The organism is Proteus sp. fly-1013 (assembly GCF_040140245.1).
Taxonomy (GTDB): Bacteria; Pseudomonadota; Gammaproteobacteria; order Enterobacterales; family Enterobacteriaceae; genus Proteus; species Proteus mirabilis_B.
Window position 1 is genome coordinate 616,755 of sequence record NZ_JBEEWD010000001.1, and the last position, 17,167, is coordinate 633,921.

Here is a 17,167-nt window from a genome sequence, read left to right on the forward strand (position 1 = left end):
AAAAACTGAAAAGTCAGATAAAGGCAAGTGGGCATTAAACGAAATGTACAAGTGGATGCCTTAAAGATAAAAAGAGTGAGGAGAGCTGTGAACATTAAAAATAGAATAAAAAGGATATCTTACAAAGCAGGATATCCTTTTCATTTATGGAAATTAGCCCAATAAATGCAGTTGCGTTAGTTCGTTGAGTGACGCAATTTTCACATCAGCTAAGCCCCATTGTTTATCATTAAATTGTTCTGTTGCTGGCACAACGATAGAGCGCATTCTTGCACCTTTACAAGCAATCATACCATTGCGAGAATCTTCTAATGAAACACAGTGGATAGGATCAAGATTAAGAGCTTTAGCTGCGTTTAGATAAACTTCTGGGTGAGGTTTGCTGTGTGGCAATTCATCAGCAGATACGACGGCAGAGAAGTAATGACGAATATTAAATAACTCAAGTACACGCTCAAGCATAAAGTCAGGAGATGCGGATGCCAGTGCAATTTTTAATCCTGATGATTTGCAAAGCTCTAAAGCATGCTCGACACCCGGTAATAGTGGCTTTGTTTCTTCGACCAATTTGACAACACGAGAAACCATTTTTTGTTTTGCTTCTTGTTTTGAAAGGCCTTGCCAAGGTGATGCTCTATACCATAAATCAATGACTTCGTTTATTCTTAACCCAACCATATCGGGCATTGCCGATGCAAGGGATAAATCGACGCCTAATTCAGCAAAGACCTCATGTTCTGCTTGCTGCCAAAATGGTTCAGAGTCGATTAATAAACCATCCATATCAAATATTGCAGCTTCAATAGGGAATTTAAAAGACATGTTACTCTCCATAAATAAGGTCTATGTTGTCGAGTGGCGATTGTAGCAAGAGTTACAAAGAAAATCTTTTTAATCAGTTTCTTATTTATTGTGTAAAATAAATAGAGAGAATAGCTACTATTAATTTATTGTCGTATTAGCCGTTAATTAGACTACGATAAACAGATAAATATTGACGAATTCTACTAGTGAGGATGTGATGAGTTATCAATATGCAGGATTGTATGCCATTTTAAAGCGTGTACTTGGTTGGCTTATTTTTATTCCTGCCTTTATTTCGACAGCCGTATCATTGACAGGATTGGCTGCAATACAACGCCCAAGTGGTGATGGTGTAAATGCCGTAATTAATGATTTTTTTCGTGTATTAGCGGAAATGGTGCAATTTAATACACCTTTCTTAGATTTTTTCTGGCGAAATTCACCTATCCCCAATACACAAATGGGATTTAGCCAAGAAAATATCACTTTTTTTGTTATCTTTCTTTTTATGTTTATTGGCTTAGCATTTAGTGCATCAGGATTACGAATTTATCGCCAAGTGAAATATTTGAAAGAAAATATACAAGATCAGCTGATTATCGAGCGCGCAATGAAAAGTGGTGTGACGGCTGAGGAATTGCAACAAAATATCAAATTGCCTCGACATACTATCTTTACGCAAATTATGGTGCTTTATCTATCACCTCTAATTGTCATTGCAATAGGCTATTTCTTGATAAAATTCTTAGGATGGTAACACTGCTTTAAAGTGAACGAGGACGGTTCATTTATATTAACTAAAGGGAAAAATAAACCTCGCACAACTGAATCAGGCGAGGTTATATTTTTAGTTTATGTATTTTATCCCAGCACGACTTCACTCGTTTCCTATTAAGGTTTTGCTAATAGGTCATCAATTATTTTTCTGACTTCTAAATAATTTTCTTCTCCTCCAAATAGATTGCAACGGTTAAGGAAGAAATAGAGTTGGTAAATAGGCTGACGTGATAAAAACTTATCTGATAGTGGCCAAACACTTTGATAGCCATCGAAAATATTTGCAGGTACTGCTGTGCAAAGCGGTAACATCGCGATATCACACTCTCGATCTCCCCAATAACAAGCAGGATCGAACACCGTACCTTCTGATTGACCAATTGCAGCGCAGTTTTTAGGCCATAAGTTGCCGTGAAGCAGGGAGGGTTGTGGATTATGATCAGCAAGGCGATGATTGATGATTTGAGTGACCTCATCAATATCTCCAAAAATCATGCCTTTCTCAGAAGCCAGTTGTAGCTGAAAGCCAATACGTTTTTCCGAATAAAAGTGATTCCAGCGTTTTTCCCAGCTATTGAGTTGAGGTGTTGTATCGATTTGGGTATCGAAATCAAAGCCATAGCTAGGTTGCTCTTCCCACTGATGTAGTCTTGCTAGTTGTTGTCCAAAACAGTAGGCGCTATGAGGTGTAAATGGTTGAACAGGCAAAAACTCAAGAAGCAGGAAGCTGGCATCTTTACTATTACCGATACCAAGAACCCGAGGAGTTCGAATTGTTTGGCTTTTTGCCAACATTTCGAGTTGTTCTGCCTCATTTTTAAAATTAGGCAGAAATTCACGCAAGTTGGATTTCACAAAAACAGGCGTATCACCATAATAAATTTTCCATGTGTGATGAATATCGCCACTAGAAAGGTGAATTTTTTCGTTTATCTTTGCTGAAAATCCTAAGTTTGATTCCAGTAAACGACCTATATTCTGCCACATACTTACACCTCGCAAAGTTGTTTACTTAGTAGACCCAAATAAAATAATAACGAGCGATGTTTATACTATGACAATAACACTTTAATTAAATCAATAAAGTATAAAGCTAAAAAACGGGATGATTATCCCGTTTTTGCTAAGATAAAGAATATTATCAGGCGTTAGCGGGTTTTGTTTGTCGCTTTATTTTTGCCAATTTAATCTGATTACAGAGTAGCGCAATAATAAAGAACACAGCTTGCGTTAGCACAATACATGGGCCTGTTGCTCCATCAATATGGAAACTAATAAATGTTCCTATAACGCTAGAGGCAACAGAAAATACAATTGCTAACATAATCATGCGTGAAAAACTGCGTGTTAATAAATACGCGGTGATCCCCGGTGAAATAAGCATGGCGACAACCAAAATAATCCCAACAGCTTGCATTGAGGCAACGATGGTTAATGCCAAAATAGACAGTAATCCATAGTGTAACAATGTGACGGGTAAACCAACAATTCTTGCTTGGTTTGGATCGAAGCAATAAAGCATAAAATCTTTTTGCTTAACCAGCATAATAGTGATGGTGATTGCACAGATAATACTAATTTGAGTTAATACATCCGGTGTAATGCCTAAAATATTACCAAATAAAATATGCATTAAATGTTGGTCGGTATCGACACTGGCAAAAATGACCAAACCTACTGCAAACATGCCAGAGAATACAATTCCCATCACGGTGTCTTCTTTAATACGACTGTGATCCTTTAAATAACCCGTGGCAAAAGAACAAAATAGTCCAGAAAGAAATGCACCTACGGTTAATGGGATTGCGGTGACGTAAGCAAGAACGACTCCAGGTAACACGGCGTGAGAGATAGCATCCCCCATTAAAGACCAACCTTTTAATACCATATAACAAGATAAAATAGCGCAGGCGATACCTATAATAATGGCTGCAACAATAGCGCGTTGCATAAAAGGATATTGAAAAGGTTCAATGAAAAACTCCATCAACTCATTCATAGTTTCACCTCTTCTTGTTTTGTTGATCCTTTATGTTGATGAGATTGTGTGATCAACTGTTGTGAACTCTGACGAGCACGACGGCGAGCTGCTAACATGCCGTGTTTAGGCGCAAATAAGAAAGCCAACAAAAAGAGTGATGTTTGCATTGTGACAATCACGCCACCTGTTGCACCATTAAAGAAATAGCTAAGATAAGCACCTACTGCACTTGTTATTGTGCCAATACAGATAGCAATAATTGCAAGTCGTTTAAATTGGTCTGTGAGTAAATAAGCTGTTGCTCCGGGTGTTACTACCATAGCAATAACAAGAATGGCACCAACAGTTTGAAGAGCTGCAACAGTACATGCGCTCAAAAGAGTAAAAAAGATAATTTTTAATTTTAGTGGTGATAAGCCGATTGATTTTGCATGAACTTCATCAAAGAAAACCACCAGCAAGTCTTTCCAGATACAAAATAAAACTAAGAAAGAGACACCTGTAATAATCACAACTTGCCATACATCTTCATCAGCAATACCTAAAATATTTCCGAGAATGATGGTCTGAACGTTGACGGCTGTCGGTTTAAGCGAAACCAGCAACAGACCAAAGGCAAAAAAAGTGGAGAAAATAAAGCCGATAACGGCATCTTCACGAAGGCGTGTGATATGACGAATAAATGTCATTGATAATGCAGCGAGCAAACCCGTAAAAAAGGCACCGACTGCATAAGGCAAACCTAATATATAAGCCCCTGCAACACCGGGAACAACTGAGTGGGAAAGGGCATCTCCCATTAACGACCAACCTTTCAAAATTAGATAGGATGAAAGAAAAGCGCAGACAGCACCCACTAAGGCACTTACCCAAATCGCTTTCACCATATAGTTATATTCAAAAGGTTGTAGGAGTAAATCTAGCATGGCTAATCTCCCTGTTTGCGCTGGCTTTGGTGCGCTGGAGTGTGCTCTTCTTGATGACCATAGAAGACGGCAGCACGTTCATCATCAGTAATGACAGTGAGTGAGCGTGGATCGTCATCATCATGAAGATCAGAACCCGATAGGCTGATGTGGCGTAATACACCACCGAATGCGTGTTCTAAGTTTTTCTGTGTAAATGTTGTTTCAGTTGGACCACTGTCTAACACGGTTCTATTGATCAAAATAACGTGGTCACAAAACTCAGGAACACTACCCAAGTTATGCGTTGAGACTAAAACTAAGTGGCCTTCTTCGCGTAAATTGCGTAAAAGCTCGATGATGGCATTTTCTGTTTTAACATCGACACCAGTAAACGGTTCATCAAGTAATAAAACAGTACCTTCTTGAGCCATTGCTCGTGCTAAGAAAACACGTTTTTTCTGACCACCTGAAAGCTCACCAATTTGGCGATGTCCTAAACCTGACAAGCCAACGCGTTCTAATGATGCTGCAACAACTTCATGATCGCGTTTTGAAGGAATACGAAAAAAGCCCATTTTTCCATAACGTCCCATCATCACAACATCAGAAACGAGGACGGGAAAATTCCAGTCAACTTCTTCTGTTTGCGGAACATAGGCGATCATATTTTGTTTTAATGCCTGTTGGATCGGGCTATCGTTTAATGTCACTTTACCTTTAGAGGGCTTTACCAGCCCCATAATGGTTTTAAATAGTGTGGATTTACCACTGCCATTGATGCCCACTAGGGCACAAATAGTGCCGCCAGTGATAGAAAAGCTTGCATCAAAAATAGCCGTATGACCGTTATTGTAAGTAACCGTGGCATTATCAACAGTTAATGTAGGATTAGCTTTTATATTGCTCATTGCCCAAATCCTTTCGCAATTGTATCTACTGTAATAGTAATTAAATCAATATAAGTAGGAACCTCACCACCTTCAGCGGAAAGTGAGTCAACATAAAGAACACCACCGTATTTTGCGCTAGTCTCTTTGCTGACTTGTTTTGCGGGTTTATCTGAAATTGTACTTTCGCTAAAGACAACAGGGATCTTGTGTTCTCTAACAGTATCAATCACATATTTAACTTGTTGTGGCGTGCCTTGTTCTTCGGCATTAATTGGCCATAAATAAACTTCTTTAAAGCCATAGTCATTGGTTAAATAGCTAAATGCACCTTCACTGGTTACTAACCAACGCTCTTCTTGTGGGATACGAGATAATCTTTCTCTTAATGGTGCATCAAGTTGTTTAATTTTTTCTGCGTAATTTGCCGCATTTTGATTATAAATAGCTGCATTATCGGGATCATGCTCAACAAGCGCTTTGCGAATATTTTCAATATAGATTAATGCATTATTCGGTGACATCCATGCGTGTGGATTAGGATTGTTTTTGTAAGCGCCTTCACTGATTGCCATTGGTGTGATGCCTTCAGTGACAACAACAGCAGGTACGTTACGTAATTCATTAAAAAAGCGTTCAAACCAACGTTCAAGGTTTAAACCATTCCATAAGATAAGATCTGCTTTTTGAGCTTTTACAATATCTTTAGGAGTGGGTTGGTAATCGTGAATTTCAGCGCCGGGTTTTGTGATTGATTCAACAATCGCAGCATCTCCAGCTACATTTTGAGCGATATCTTGAATAATAGTAAATGTAGTGACAACTTTTAGTTTATCTTTTGCTTGTGCAGGTGTTGTTAAAAATACGGATGCCATAAGGCATAAAGCCGTAAGTGAAAGTTTGTGTACAGAGCGAAATATATCCATATTATTATTGCCTTATAGTTGCAGAGTTATTTTCTCAATTGATAATGATTATCAATATCATTTCAAAAAAGTCAAGTTATCTCTGTGTAAAAAGCTTCATTTGATAACGACTAGAAATAAGATAACAACATGTATTCCAAGAAATGTTAAGTAGATTGTCGGTTTTTGTCACAAAAATTAACAATAGTTCGTAACTATTTGTGCGAGAGATTATTTTTATTATTAATAAATGCTCATTTTTCTCATTAACTTGGTATTTATTATGCTTCTGTGTTTTTTATCGTTATTGATAAACGTCGCCCTTACATTGTTATTATGCGTATTCATTGTTTGAGAAGATATCACCAAATTTACTGCAGATATTCCGATTCTAATTGAGAGATTTTGGGGGGATAGGGTAGATTTGAGATAAAACGCACACACTAGAAGTAGTAATAGATTGATTTATTTCTCGCGCTTTGCCATATTTTAGCATGCATTTTTATGTGAAAATAGAATAATATATCCACAACCCATTGATATATAAATATGTCTTGTACAACCCTTTATGCAAAAGGATAAAACGTGAAAGTAAAAATCATCTTTTCTTTGGCAATTTTGCTTCTTGCTGGTTGTGCTGATCATGCTCGTCAACCTATTCAAAAAGAAACATCACGCTTTTTAAGCCAAAAACCAGTGAATAACCGCGTTAATAATGCTTCAATCTCAACGGCACAATGGAAATCAACACCTTTTGATAATCATATACAGCAAGCATCAAACCGTTACGATGTCGATGAAACATTAATTAAGGCGATTATCCAAGTTGAGTCAAACTTTAGACCTGAAGTTATTAGCAAATCAAATGCAGTTGGATTAATGCAAATTAAAGCATCAACTGCGGGAAGAGATGTTTACCAAAATAGGGGTAAGGCAGGGCAACCAACAACAGCTCAATTAAAAGATCCCGCTATTAATATCGATTTAGGTACAGCTTATATTCAATTATTAAGAGAACGCCACCTTGTTGGTATTGCTGATCCTGAAACACTTTATTACGCCACTATCCTTGCTTATGTGAATGGCGCTGGTGCTTTATTAAGAACATTTGATAAAGATAGAAATAATGCTATCGCTAAAATTAATTCAATGAGTGCGGATGATTTTTATCGTTATGTCGAAAAAAATCATCCGGCTTCTCAAGCGCCGCGCTATTTAGCAAAAGTGAGAGCGGCTTACCATGCGGGCGATAATTAATCTGGCAAATTAGCGGCTGCTTGAGCCTGTTTTAATAAAGCAGGCAAATCAGCAATAATTTCAAGAACACCGTTGATCATAAACTGAACGCCCATACAGATTAATAAAAATCCCATTACGCGAGAAATAGCGTCAATACCACTGTGGCCTAAATACTTCATAATGCTGGTGGAGCCACGAAGTGATACCCAAACGATAACGCTAATTAAAAAGAAGGTTGTCACAGGGGCGATATATAATACCCATTGTGCAATATCAGTACGTGATGGGATTGACGCTGCTGTACTGATTATCATTGCAATCGTTCCGGGACCTGCTGTACTTGGCATTGCTAAAGGAACAAAGGCAATATTAGGCTCTTTGGGATTACGATGTGGATTGTTATCGTCTGAAATAGGATCATCGACATTAGGTGTGTTTGGAAACAACATACTAAAGCCAATAAAGGCAACTATCATTCCGCCTGCAATACGAAGACCGGGGATAGAAATACCAAAGGTTGTCATTATGATCCGTCCCGCATAGAACGCGATGGTCATAATGAGGAAAATATATACACACGCCATTAACGATTGCTGATTACGTTGTTCCTTTGTCATATTGCCTGAAAGGCCAAGCCAAAGAGCAACAGTCGTTAATGGATTAGTTAAAGGCAAAAGCAAAATAAGACCAAGACCGATAGCCTGAAAAAACTGGTAAACAGAGTGCATGGAATATAAAAGCTCCCAATAACAGGTAATTAAGGAGTAATTATGATAACAAATTAAACGAGATAAAAGTTATTTTCCTCATAATATTCTTAATGTGTATTAGTATTTTTTCATAAGCCATTCTAAGTGCACTTTTACTGCCCCCCAGTCATAATCAGTAATACTATAAACGCAAGTATCTCTTTTTTGACCATCTGTTGTTAATCTATGATTACGCAAAATACCATCCAGCTTTGCACCAAGTCGCTCAATCGCTCTACGGCTAGTCTGATTTAATATATGAGTGCGAAATTCAACAGCAATACATTGCAAGTCTTCTAAGGCATATTTAAGTAAAAGATATTTAGCTTCTGTGTTTATTCCGGTTCTTTGTACTTCTTTGGCATACCATGTTGAACCAATTTCTAATCTTGGTGTTTGATTATCAATATTCATAAAGGTTGTTATGCCGACCACACGGTTATTAGCTTTAGAAATAATGGAAAAAGGCAACATTAGCCCTTTTTGTTGTAACTGAAGCTTATGCTCAATATCGCGTTGTAATTCTGTTACTGAAGGAACGGTGGTATACCAAAGTTCATCGGGTCTATCTTTTTCAATTAGTTCATAAAGTTCGGAATAATGTTCCATGCTAAGAGGTACTAAACGTACAAGTTTTCCTTCCAGTGTTGTCCACTCTGTTATCTTTTTCATAATAAATATTCTCTGGGGTTGTTAATAACAATGCGTTTCTTAAGAATACTTTTTATACATAACAAATTTATGAATTGATATGGTTATTTAAACGGTTATTAAAAAGTAGGTAAAATTCAGAATGATGAAAATAGAGAAAAGAATGTGAGTGATTCTTTCTCAACAGAGAATGACCGCCTTACCACAGGTGAGCAAGCATAATGCGTGTTAATCTATAATCCAGTAATAGTGATATAACAGAAAACACAATAGATTGGTAAAAAGATGACAGATTTAATTGAATGGGACGATTTTCTACGTGTAGAAATGAGAGTAGGAACGATTATTAGCGCAGAAATAAATAAGAAAGCTAATAAACCTGCTTATGTTATGGAAGTCGATTTGGGCGAATTAGGTATAAAGCGTTCAAGTGCTCAAATTACGGTAAATTATACACCCGAAGAACTTGTCGGTCGTCGTATTTTATGTGTATGTAATTTCCCAGTTAAACGCATTGCAGGTATAAAATCTGAAGTTTTAATTACAGGGGCACCTGATGAAACGGGAGCAATTGTATTGGCTGAGTTTAACTTACCTTTACCAAATGGTTCTCGTCTGGCCTAAATAAGTATCTTGATAAGACACTCTTAAATAGTGATGTTCTGCTGAGTTTTGATATAGTAATTATTCAATAGCAGGATAGATATAAAGGAGTGTCTTTTGTTATTACCTCAATTGCATTTGCGATGTTATACACAAGAGACGGTATCTCATCAGCATGATAATTTATGGCAGATTATTTTTGGGCTTTCGGGTTCGATGGAAGTCAATTTCAATCGAGAAGACTTTCTGATTTCTAATCAAAACTGCTTGATTATCCCTCCAACTATTCATCATGCCTTTTCAGGCAATATAGATAATAAAAATCTTATTCTAGAACTTCCTGCAACCTCGCAATGGCAATTAAGTGAGAAAGGTGGGCAATTTGCATTGTCACCGGCAGCGATTGGGTTATTAGAATGGCTACATCAATATCCTCAACCCCCAGATCAATACTCCACGATCACGCGCTTATTACTCGCTCAAATGGAAATACAAAAAGGTTGGCGCGATAGTTTGGATGCTTGGCTAGTGAATAAATTACATACACCATTAACAACACATGATATTGCTTTAGCTTTTAATACATCAGCGAGTACATTACAGCGAAAAATGAAAGCAGAAGTGGGAGTGTCTGTGATGCAATATGTCACTCAACAGCGACTTAGCAAAGCCGCTGAATTATTAAAATACACATCAGTAAATATTGAAAATATTGCCCTAGCAGTTGGGTATGACTCGCACTCTGCATTTAGTCAGGCATTTCGCCAATACTTTAATAAAAGTCCTACTGAGTATCGGCAGGATTAAGCCATTACACCACTTTATTTTCTGTCGAATAAACACGAGGACATAATTTATCGAAAACGAGCGTAAATAAATAGGTATAGATAAAGAAGAACACTAATATAGTGACTTCCATACTTATCGCTTTGATAAAACCTACATTATACCACCACATATAAAGTGGAATGGTAAAGAAGAATAGACCTAATTCAAAACTTATTGCATGAGTAAGTCGTACCATGACTGTGCGTTTTTTGATCCCTAATTTTGACTCAATTAATTCAAAGAAAGAATTAAAAATATAATTCCAAATCAGAGCAATAACAGAAACAGCGATTGCAACGGGAAGTGAATTATGTGATTGGTTTTGGCTTAATATTGCCAGTAAAACAGTGCTTAATAAAATGGCGAGAGTTTCGAAGGTAATAGCATAAACCAACTTACGAGGGCGGGGCTTTAGATAAAACACGTTATACACCTTTATGTTAATAATGAAAGTTCTGGCCCGCCCCAGAGAATGTTATTTTTAAAGCCACGGTTTCCGCTTGATTGGGACTGATGGTAATGAAATTAGTTATGAATTGCAAAGTGATAAGTATATTTTTGATGCTTGGCACATCTACGACTACGGCTAAAATAATGAATATTATCTATGATAGAAAGTATGAAGAAGAACATAGAATAATGAAAAACTCACACTATAATGTGATTATACAAATGATGGGCAGATAGGAAAATAGTGAATATATTGTGTAGGTGTATTTACTTAATATAAAATAAGGATGCTTATGAGTGGTGAAATTGCTGTTTTCATAATGGCTGTCTTTTTTATTGCAATGGCCATTTTATATTTAGCCCCCGTTTATTATTTTTTTGTTGTTATATCAGCATTAAAATATATCCAGCCTCCACTAAAAAAATCCATCTTGTTCTCTTTGATTTTAATATTAATTAATATATTTTTTTATTTTAATGCCACTTTAGTTTCAAAGGGAGAGCTTGTTCTTATTAAGAACAATGATCCTCAATTTATTTTTCTAGGTCTATTATTTTTCTGTCTCCCATTTATTTATCTTCATATCGTCAGAAAAAGAGACCCTAAAATAGTGGGCTATTGGATAGCCTTCACATTGTCATTCTTAGCTTATAACTCATATTATTTTCCACAAAAAATGATGGGAGATAAAAAAGAGAGAGTTATTCAGCTGTTACAAAGAGGTGATTTAGAAGCATTGGATAAAGTTTGGAAAGGAAGTTGTCCTGATCCTTATAGCATTGAAGTGGAATTTTTTTATAACACAGATTTGATAAAAACATTTGATAAAAAATCACTCTGGTTTTTAACTGAGTGTGTAAAACAAAATAAGAAGACAGAATCTCTTTATTTATATTATAGACCGACTAACTATCCGCTGTTTGATAGAGAGTTTTCAATAGCAGAATGGAATGAAAATGTTGTCGATTTATTTATCGATAAAAAATTTTATAGCACTCTTCCAGAAGAAGAGAAAAAGGAACTTGGTAATACCATAATACAAACTTTTCAAGAAGGATTAATGTATACAGGCACCTTTGATGATTATACGAAAAAGATTGATTATATTCTTCAACAGCGTCCTGAATTTAAAAACTATATTCATTTTGATCGAAAAGAGTTTATATACGCACTAAGAAATCACCGATTAAATTATGCTCAATATCTTAAAGAATATCTCGATAAGAATGATCCTTTTATTAAATTAGGTTTTGCAATCATTGAAGATGACATTAAATATGTTGTTGATGAAGGAAAGAAAAACCCTGAACTCTTTACTCAAATTCTTATGGATACATCAACATTATCTGCATCTGGTTGTGATGAAGGGGTTATGCCTTTTGATATAAATACCTTTATTTTTAGTAATGGAAGTAAGAACTTAATTCTAGCGCTACTGGATAATAAACTAGTAAATACAAGTAATTATAAATGCAATGGATATAATTATTTGGCTGATGAACGTAGCAAAGAAAAAACCTGCTTTAGCTATTTACTCCGACATCTTGAATATAATCATGCCATCAAAAATAAAGATGATAAAAAAGAGATAGAGAAAAGAGTATTGAGTCAATTAATACAATGTGATGAGTGAGATTTTTTTGTCGTTTCTATTTCGTGTTTTCTTGGGGAAATATAGGCAGATAAATGTATAAATCTTTACTGTCTGTGATAATATCCCCCCTGAGTTGCGATAAGGCTCAGTGATGCTATGGATATTTATAAAATGAATATGTGTACATGACTGTGTGCAAACCTCGCGAGGTAAAGTGAGAACTTGTCGTAACGTACTGAATATAGATGAAATAAAAAGCTTACAAGTGATCTTGCGTGAGGGTCACCACTGTAAATAAGGATTTTAAATGCCAATTATTACTCTTCCTGACGGAAGCCAACGTCAATTTGAAAATGCAGTTTCTGTCATGGATGTCGCTGCAGATATCGGTCCTGGACTTGCGAAAGCATGTATTGCAGGCCGTGTTAATGGTGAGCTGGTGGATGCTTGTGAATTAATCGAACATGATGCGAATCTGGCGATTATCACCGCAAAAGATGATGAAGGTCTTGAGATTATTCGTCACTCTTGTGCCCACTTACTGGGACATGCAATTAAACAATTATGGCCACACACCAAAATGGCGATTGGTCCTGTTATTGAAAATGGATTCTACTACGATGTGGATTTAGACCACTCTCTAACACAGGAAGATTTAGACACTCTAGAAAAACGCATGCTAGAGTTGGCGAAAACAGATTATGACGTTATTAAAAAACGCGTAAGCTGGGCTGAAGCTCGTGAAACATTTGTTTCTCGTGGTGAAGACTATAAAGTTGCTATTCTTGACGAAAACATTAGCCAAGACTCTCAACCAGGTCTTTATCATCACCAAGAATATGTTGATATGTGCCGTGGGCCACACGTTCCAAACATGCGTTTCTGTCATAACTTTAAATTACAGAAAATCGCAGGTGCATATTGGCGCGGTAACAGCGATAATAAAATGCTACAACGCATTTATGGTACAGCTTGGGCTGATAAGAAACAGTTAAAAGCTTACTTAGATCGCTTAGAAGAAGCAGCTAAACGTGACCACCGTAAAATTGGTAAACAGCTTGATTTATATCATATGCAAGAAGAAGCGCCGGGTATGGCTTTCTGGCATAATGATGGCTGGACTATTTTCCGTGAGTTAGAAACATTTGTACGTTGTAAATTAAAAGAATATGATTACCAAGAAGTAAAAGGTCCATTTATGATGGATCGTGTTCTTTGGGAAAAAACAGGTCACTGGGAAAACTACAAAGAAAACATGTTCACAACATCTTCAGAGAATCGTGAATATTGTATTAAACCAATGAACTGTCCAGGTCACGTACAAATCTTCAAACAAGGTTTACGTTCTTACCGTGATTTGCCATTACGTATGGCTGAATTCGGTAGTTGCCATCGTAATGAACCATCAGGTGCATTGCATGGTTTAATGCGTGTTCGTGGCTTTACACAAGACGATGCGCATATCTTCTGTACTGAAGAACAAATTTTAAGTGAAGTAAATGACTGCATCAAATTGATTTATGATGTATATTCTACTTTCGGATTTGAAAAAATCGTTGTTAAGCTGTCTACTCGCCCAGAAAAACGTATCGGTGAAGATGCATTATGGGATATTGCTGAAGCAGACTTAGCAAAAGCCTTAACTGATAACAATATTGAATTTGAATATCAGCCAGGCGAAGGGGCGTTTTATGGCCCTAAAATTGAATTTACACTTTACGATTGTTTAGATCGTGCATGGCAGTGTGGTACAGTACAATTAGACTTCTCACTACCAGGTCGTTTAGGCGCATCTTATGTTGCCGAAAACAACGAGCGTAAAGTACCTGTTATGTTACACCGAGCAGTGCTAGGATCCTTAGAACGTTTTATTGGTATTCTGACAGAAGAATACGCAGGATTCTTCCCAACTTGGTTAGCACCACAGCAGGTTGTCGTGATGAATATCACGGATGGACAGGCTGATTATGTACAAAAACTCGTCAAAGAATTGCAAGATGCCGGAATTCGTGCAAAAGCAGACTTGAGAAATGAGAAGATTGGCTTTAAAATTCGTGAACATACTTTACGTCGTGTTCCGTACATGCTTGTCTGTGGCGATAAAGAAGTTGAATCAGGCAAAGTGGCGGTTCGTACTCGTCGAGGAAAAGACCTTGGCAGTATCGACGTTAACGAATTTAAAGAAAAGCTTCTGCAAGAAATTAGAAGCAGAAGTCTTCATCAGTTGGAGGAATAAGGTATTAAAGGCGGAAAAAGAATTCAATCAACGCGTCAGAATCGCATCAATGGTGAGATTCGCGCTCATGAAGTTCGTTTAACAGGTTTAGATGGCGAACAGATTGGAGTTGTTAGTCTGAAAGAGGCTCTTGAGAAAGCCGAGGAAGCAGGTGCTGATTTAGTAGAAATTAGTCCTAATGCCGAGCCGCCGGTTTGTCGTATTATGGACTACGGCAAATTCCTCTATGAGAAAAGTAAGACTCTCAAAGAACAGAAAAAGAAACAAAAAGTTATTCAGGTTAAGGAAGTTAAATTCCGTCCTGGTACAGATGAAGGCGACTATCAGGTCAAACTACGCAACCTGATTCGTTTTCTTGAAGATGGCGATAAAGCCAAAGTCACACTGCGTTTCCGTGGTCGTGAAATGGCACACCAACAAATCGGTATGGAAATGCTTAACCGTATCCGTGAAGATTTGGATGAACTGGCTGCTGTTGAATCTTTCCCTAATAAGATTGAAGGGCGTCAGATGATCATGGTGTTAGCGCCGAAGAAGAAATAGTCGGGCAATTCAAGTAATAGCGTCAGCCTTTAGAGGCTGATTGCTATTCGCCTTATTATTTTATGTTATTAACAATGCGAAGTGGATTATAGAAATGCCAAAGATTAAAACAGTACGCGGCGCAGCTAAGCGCTTTAAAAAAACTGCTGGTGGTGGCTTCAAGCGCAAGCATGCTAACCTCCGTCACATTCTGACTAAAAAATCAACTAAGCGTAAACGTCATTTACGTCCAAAAGGCATGGTCTCTAAAGGAGATTTAGGTCTGGTCGTAGCTTGCTTACCATACGCATAAGTATCACTTTTTTAACAGAATATAGACATTTAGGAGTTTAATATGGCTCGTGCTAAACGTGGTGTTATCGCCCGTGCTCGTCACAAGAAAATTTTAAAGCAAGCTAAAGGTTATTACGGTGCACGTTCACGTGTATATCGTGTAGCTTTCCAGGCTGTAATCAAAGCTGGTCAATATGCGTACCGTGACCGTCGTCAGAAAAAACGTCAGTTCCGTCAGCTGTGGATCGCGCGTATCAACGCAGCAGCTCGTCAGAACGGTATGTCTTATAGCCGTTTCATCAATGGTCTGAAAAAAGCATCCATTGAAATCGACCGTAAGATTCTGGCTGACATCGCTGTATTCGACAAAGTAGCATTCGCTGCTTTAGTTGAAAAAGCGAAAGGTGCTCTGGCTTAATTATTTATTAAGCAATGGAAGAGGGAGTTTTCTCCCTCTTTTATTTTGTCTAAATTTGTGGCTTAATGATATAAATTCAATAAGTTAATATTTTAAGAGACATTATTAATGTTAAATATCGCTTTTTTCCGTTTCTTTTTTTACTTTAGCGCCTAATTCTAGGGGGCTTTTGCGCGTAAGAAAAGAAACGAAAAGTAGCGCCTGAGCCTCCAATATGGAGGCTTTTTTGTTTTCAGATCCCAATACTGGGTTAGAAACCAAAAAGGGCAATTTTATTCGTCATCATTGATAACAACTAATAGACCTCATCAGGTCAAAGGAAGAGGAAACGATGCCACATCTCGCTGAACTCGTTGCTCAAGCTAAAGCAGCTATCGAAGAGGCACAGGATGTTGCTGCGCTGGATTCGGTTCGTGTTGAATACTTGGGGAAAAAAGGTCATTTAACGCTTCAGATGTCCACGCTGCGCGACTTACCCGCGGAAGATCGTCCAGCTGCAGGGGCTGTCATTAATCAGGCTAAACAAGAGGTTCAGCAAGCGCTGAATACTCGTAAAGATTATCTTGAATCAGCATTATTAAACGAACGTTTATCTGCTGAGAAAATCGATGTATCTTTGCCTGGTCGCCGTATTGAAAACGGTGGTCTACACCCAGTAACTCGTACAATTGAACGTATTGAAACTTTCTTTGGCGAATTAGGGTTTTCTGTAGAATCTGGCCCTGAAATTGAAGATGATTATCACAACTTTGATGCGTTGAATATTCCTGCACATCACCCAGCAAGAGCTGACCACGATACTTTCTGGTTTGATGCAAAACGTTTACTGCGTACACAAACATCAGGTGTGCAAATTCGTACCATGCAAGATAAACAGCCACCTATTCGCATCATCGCACCAGGTCGCGTATATCGTAATGACTACGATCAGACTCACACACCAATGTTCCACCAAATTGAAGGCTTAATTGTTGATAAAGACATTAGCTTTACCAATTTAAAAGGAACACTACACGATTTCCTGAAAAACTTTTTTGAAGAAGATATGGAAATTCGTTTCCGTCCTTCTTATTTCCCATTCACAGAGCCTTCAGCAGAAGTCGATGTAATGGGTAAGAATGGTAAATGGTTAGAAGTGTTGGGTTGCGGTATGGTTCACCCAAATGTATTGCGTAATGTAGGTATCGATCCTGAAGTTTATTCAGGTTTTGCGTTCGGTATGGGTATGGAACGTCTGACTATGTTACGTTACGGTGTCACTGATTTGCGTTCATTCTTCGAAAACGATCTTCGTTTCCTCAAACAGTTTAAATAAGGTGG

Annotated in this window: 20 protein-coding genes and 1 other annotated feature; of the genes, 11 read left to right on the forward strand and 9 right to left on the reverse strand. The window is 37.5% G+C overall.

Annotated features, from left to right (window positions below; all coding sequences use genetic code 11):
- Positions 1-153 precede the first annotated feature (153 nt).
- Positions 154-822 (reverse strand): hexitol phosphatase HxpB, encoded by a 669-nt coding sequence (gene hxpB / locus ABN236_RS03025; RefSeq protein ID WP_349473349.1) that lies wholly within the window; start codon positions 820-822, stop codon positions 154-156.
- A 199-nt stretch (positions 823-1,021) separates the two neighbouring features.
- On the opposite strand from hxpB, the gene ABN236_RS03030 reads away from it, so the two are divergent.
- Positions 1,022-1,561, forward strand: a complete 540-nt coding sequence (locus ABN236_RS03030; protein WP_349473350.1) for a YniB family protein — start codon at positions 1,022-1,024, stop codon at positions 1,559-1,561.
- Between the two features lie 134 nt (positions 1,562-1,695).
- On the opposite strand, the gene ABN236_RS03035 is transcribed toward ABN236_RS03030, so the two are convergent.
- The 5 genes from ABN236_RS03035 to ABN236_RS03055 form a co-directional block, all read right to left on the reverse strand.
- A complete protein-coding gene (locus ABN236_RS03035; RefSeq protein ID WP_349473351.1) occupies positions 1,696-2,568 on the reverse strand; it encodes a fructosamine kinase family protein in 873 nt (290 codons plus the stop codon).
- Between the two features lie 154 nt (positions 2,569-2,722).
- Complete coding sequence (locus tag ABN236_RS03040) at positions 2,723-3,580, reverse strand: metal ABC transporter permease (RefSeq protein ID WP_088495797.1); 858 nt, start codon at positions 3,578-3,580, stop codon at positions 2,723-2,725.
- On the reverse strand, positions 3,577-4,488 hold the full coding sequence (locus tag ABN236_RS03045; protein ID WP_194952342.1) for a metal ABC transporter permease: 912 nt from the start codon (positions 4,486-4,488) through the stop codon (positions 3,577-3,579). The genes ABN236_RS03040 and ABN236_RS03045 overlap by 4 nt, the downstream gene beginning before the upstream one ends.
- A gap of 2 nt (positions 4,489-4,490) precedes the next feature.
- Entirely contained in the window at positions 4,491-5,378 is an 888-nt protein-coding gene (locus ABN236_RS03050; RefSeq protein WP_270753034.1) for a manganese/iron ABC transporter ATP-binding protein, read from the reverse strand.
- Positions 5,375-6,232 carry a metal ABC transporter substrate-binding protein gene (locus tag ABN236_RS03055; protein WP_349473416.1) on the reverse strand — a complete coding sequence of 286 codons (858 nt, stop codon included), beginning with the start codon at positions 6,230-6,232 and terminating at the stop codon, positions 5,375-5,377. The genes ABN236_RS03050 and ABN236_RS03055 overlap by 4 nt, the downstream gene beginning before the upstream one ends.
- Positions 6,233-6,847: 615 nt before the next feature.
- On the opposite strand from ABN236_RS03055, the gene ABN236_RS03060 reads away from it, so the two are divergent.
- Positions 6,848-7,519, forward strand: a complete 672-nt coding sequence (locus ABN236_RS03060) for a transglycosylase SLT domain-containing protein (RefSeq protein ID WP_088495793.1) — start codon at positions 6,848-6,850, stop codon at positions 7,517-7,519.
- Here ABN236_RS03060 and ABN236_RS03065 read toward each other — a convergent pair.
- Both ABN236_RS03065 and ABN236_RS03070 read right to left on the reverse strand, forming a co-directional pair.
- Complete coding sequence (locus ABN236_RS03065; protein ID WP_088495792.1) at positions 7,516-8,229, reverse strand: MarC family NAAT transporter; 714 nt, start codon at positions 8,227-8,229, stop codon at positions 7,516-7,518. The two genes, ABN236_RS03060 and ABN236_RS03065, sit on opposite strands and share 4 nt — an antisense overlap.
- Positions 8,230-8,328: 99 nt before the next feature.
- The gene (locus ABN236_RS03070; protein ID WP_349473352.1) at positions 8,329-8,922 is read right to left on the reverse strand and encodes a GNAT family N-acetyltransferase; all 594 of its coding nucleotides are present in this window, start codon (positions 8,920-8,922) and stop codon (positions 8,329-8,331) included.
- Between the two features lie 264 nt (positions 8,923-9,186).
- Here ABN236_RS03070 and ABN236_RS03075 point away from each other — a divergent pair, with 264 nt between their 5' ends.
- Both ABN236_RS03075 and ABN236_RS03080 read left to right on the forward strand, forming a co-directional pair.
- The gene (locus ABN236_RS03075) at positions 9,187-9,525 is read left to right on the forward strand and encodes a tRNA-binding protein (protein ID WP_088495790.1); all 339 of its coding nucleotides are present in this window, start codon (positions 9,187-9,189) and stop codon (positions 9,523-9,525) included.
- 96 nt (positions 9,526-9,621) lie between these two features.
- The gene (locus ABN236_RS03080; RefSeq protein WP_088495789.1) at positions 9,622-10,311 is read left to right on the forward strand and encodes an AraC family transcriptional regulator; all 690 of its coding nucleotides are present in this window, start codon (positions 9,622-9,624) and stop codon (positions 10,309-10,311) included.
- A gap of 4 nt (positions 10,312-10,315) precedes the next feature.
- Here the strand turns inward: ABN236_RS03080 and ABN236_RS03085 are convergent, their stop codons facing one another.
- A complete protein-coding gene (locus ABN236_RS03085) occupies positions 10,316-10,756 on the reverse strand; it encodes a PACE efflux transporter (protein WP_349473353.1) in 441 nt (146 codons plus the stop codon).
- 319 nt (positions 10,757-11,075) lie between these two features.
- Here ABN236_RS03085 and ABN236_RS03090 point away from each other — a divergent pair, with 319 nt between their 5' ends.
- The 7 genes from ABN236_RS03090 to pheS all read left to right on the forward strand — a co-directional run bounded on the left by ABN236_RS03090 (position 11,076) and on the right by pheS (position 17,162).
- Complete coding sequence (locus tag ABN236_RS03090; protein WP_349473354.1) at positions 11,076-12,416, forward strand: hypothetical protein; 1,341 nt, start codon at positions 11,076-11,078, stop codon at positions 12,414-12,416.
- A 268-nt stretch (positions 12,417-12,684) separates the two neighbouring features.
- The gene (gene thrS / locus ABN236_RS03095; RefSeq protein ID WP_349473355.1) at positions 12,685-14,613 is read left to right on the forward strand and encodes a threonine--tRNA ligase; all 1,929 of its coding nucleotides are present in this window, start codon (positions 12,685-12,687) and stop codon (positions 14,611-14,613) included.
- Between the two features lie 3 nt (positions 14,614-14,616).
- Positions 14,617-15,156: a translation initiation factor IF-3 gene (gene infC / locus ABN236_RS03100; RefSeq protein WP_036937410.1), complete on the forward strand. Its 540-nt coding sequence runs from the start codon at positions 14,617-14,619 to the stop codon at positions 15,154-15,156.
- 94 nt (positions 15,157-15,250) lie between these two features.
- Positions 15,251-15,448: a 50S ribosomal protein L35 gene (rpmI, locus tag ABN236_RS03105; RefSeq protein WP_004263702.1), complete on the forward strand. Its 198-nt coding sequence runs from the start codon at positions 15,251-15,253 to the stop codon at positions 15,446-15,448.
- A gap of 42 nt (positions 15,449-15,490) precedes the next feature.
- Complete coding sequence (rplT, locus tag ABN236_RS03110; RefSeq protein ID WP_006537111.1) at positions 15,491-15,847, forward strand: 50S ribosomal protein L20; 357 nt, start codon at positions 15,491-15,493, stop codon at positions 15,845-15,847.
- A gap of 107 nt (positions 15,848-15,954) precedes the next feature.
- Positions 15,955-16,078 (forward strand) — a sequence feature (Phe leader region).
- Positions 15,956-16,003 carry a pheST operon leader peptide PheM gene (gene pheM, locus ABN236_RS19320; protein WP_120655563.1) on the forward strand — a complete coding sequence of 16 codons (48 nt, stop codon included), beginning with the start codon at positions 15,956-15,958 and terminating at the stop codon, positions 16,001-16,003. Its footprint overlaps the feature before it by 48 nt.
- A 100-nt stretch (positions 16,079-16,178) precedes the next feature.
- Positions 16,179-17,162, forward strand: a complete 984-nt coding sequence (gene pheS, locus ABN236_RS03115; protein WP_023582383.1) for a phenylalanine--tRNA ligase subunit alpha — start codon at positions 16,179-16,181, stop codon at positions 17,160-17,162.
- The last annotated feature ends 5 nt before the right edge of the window (positions 17,163-17,167 follow it).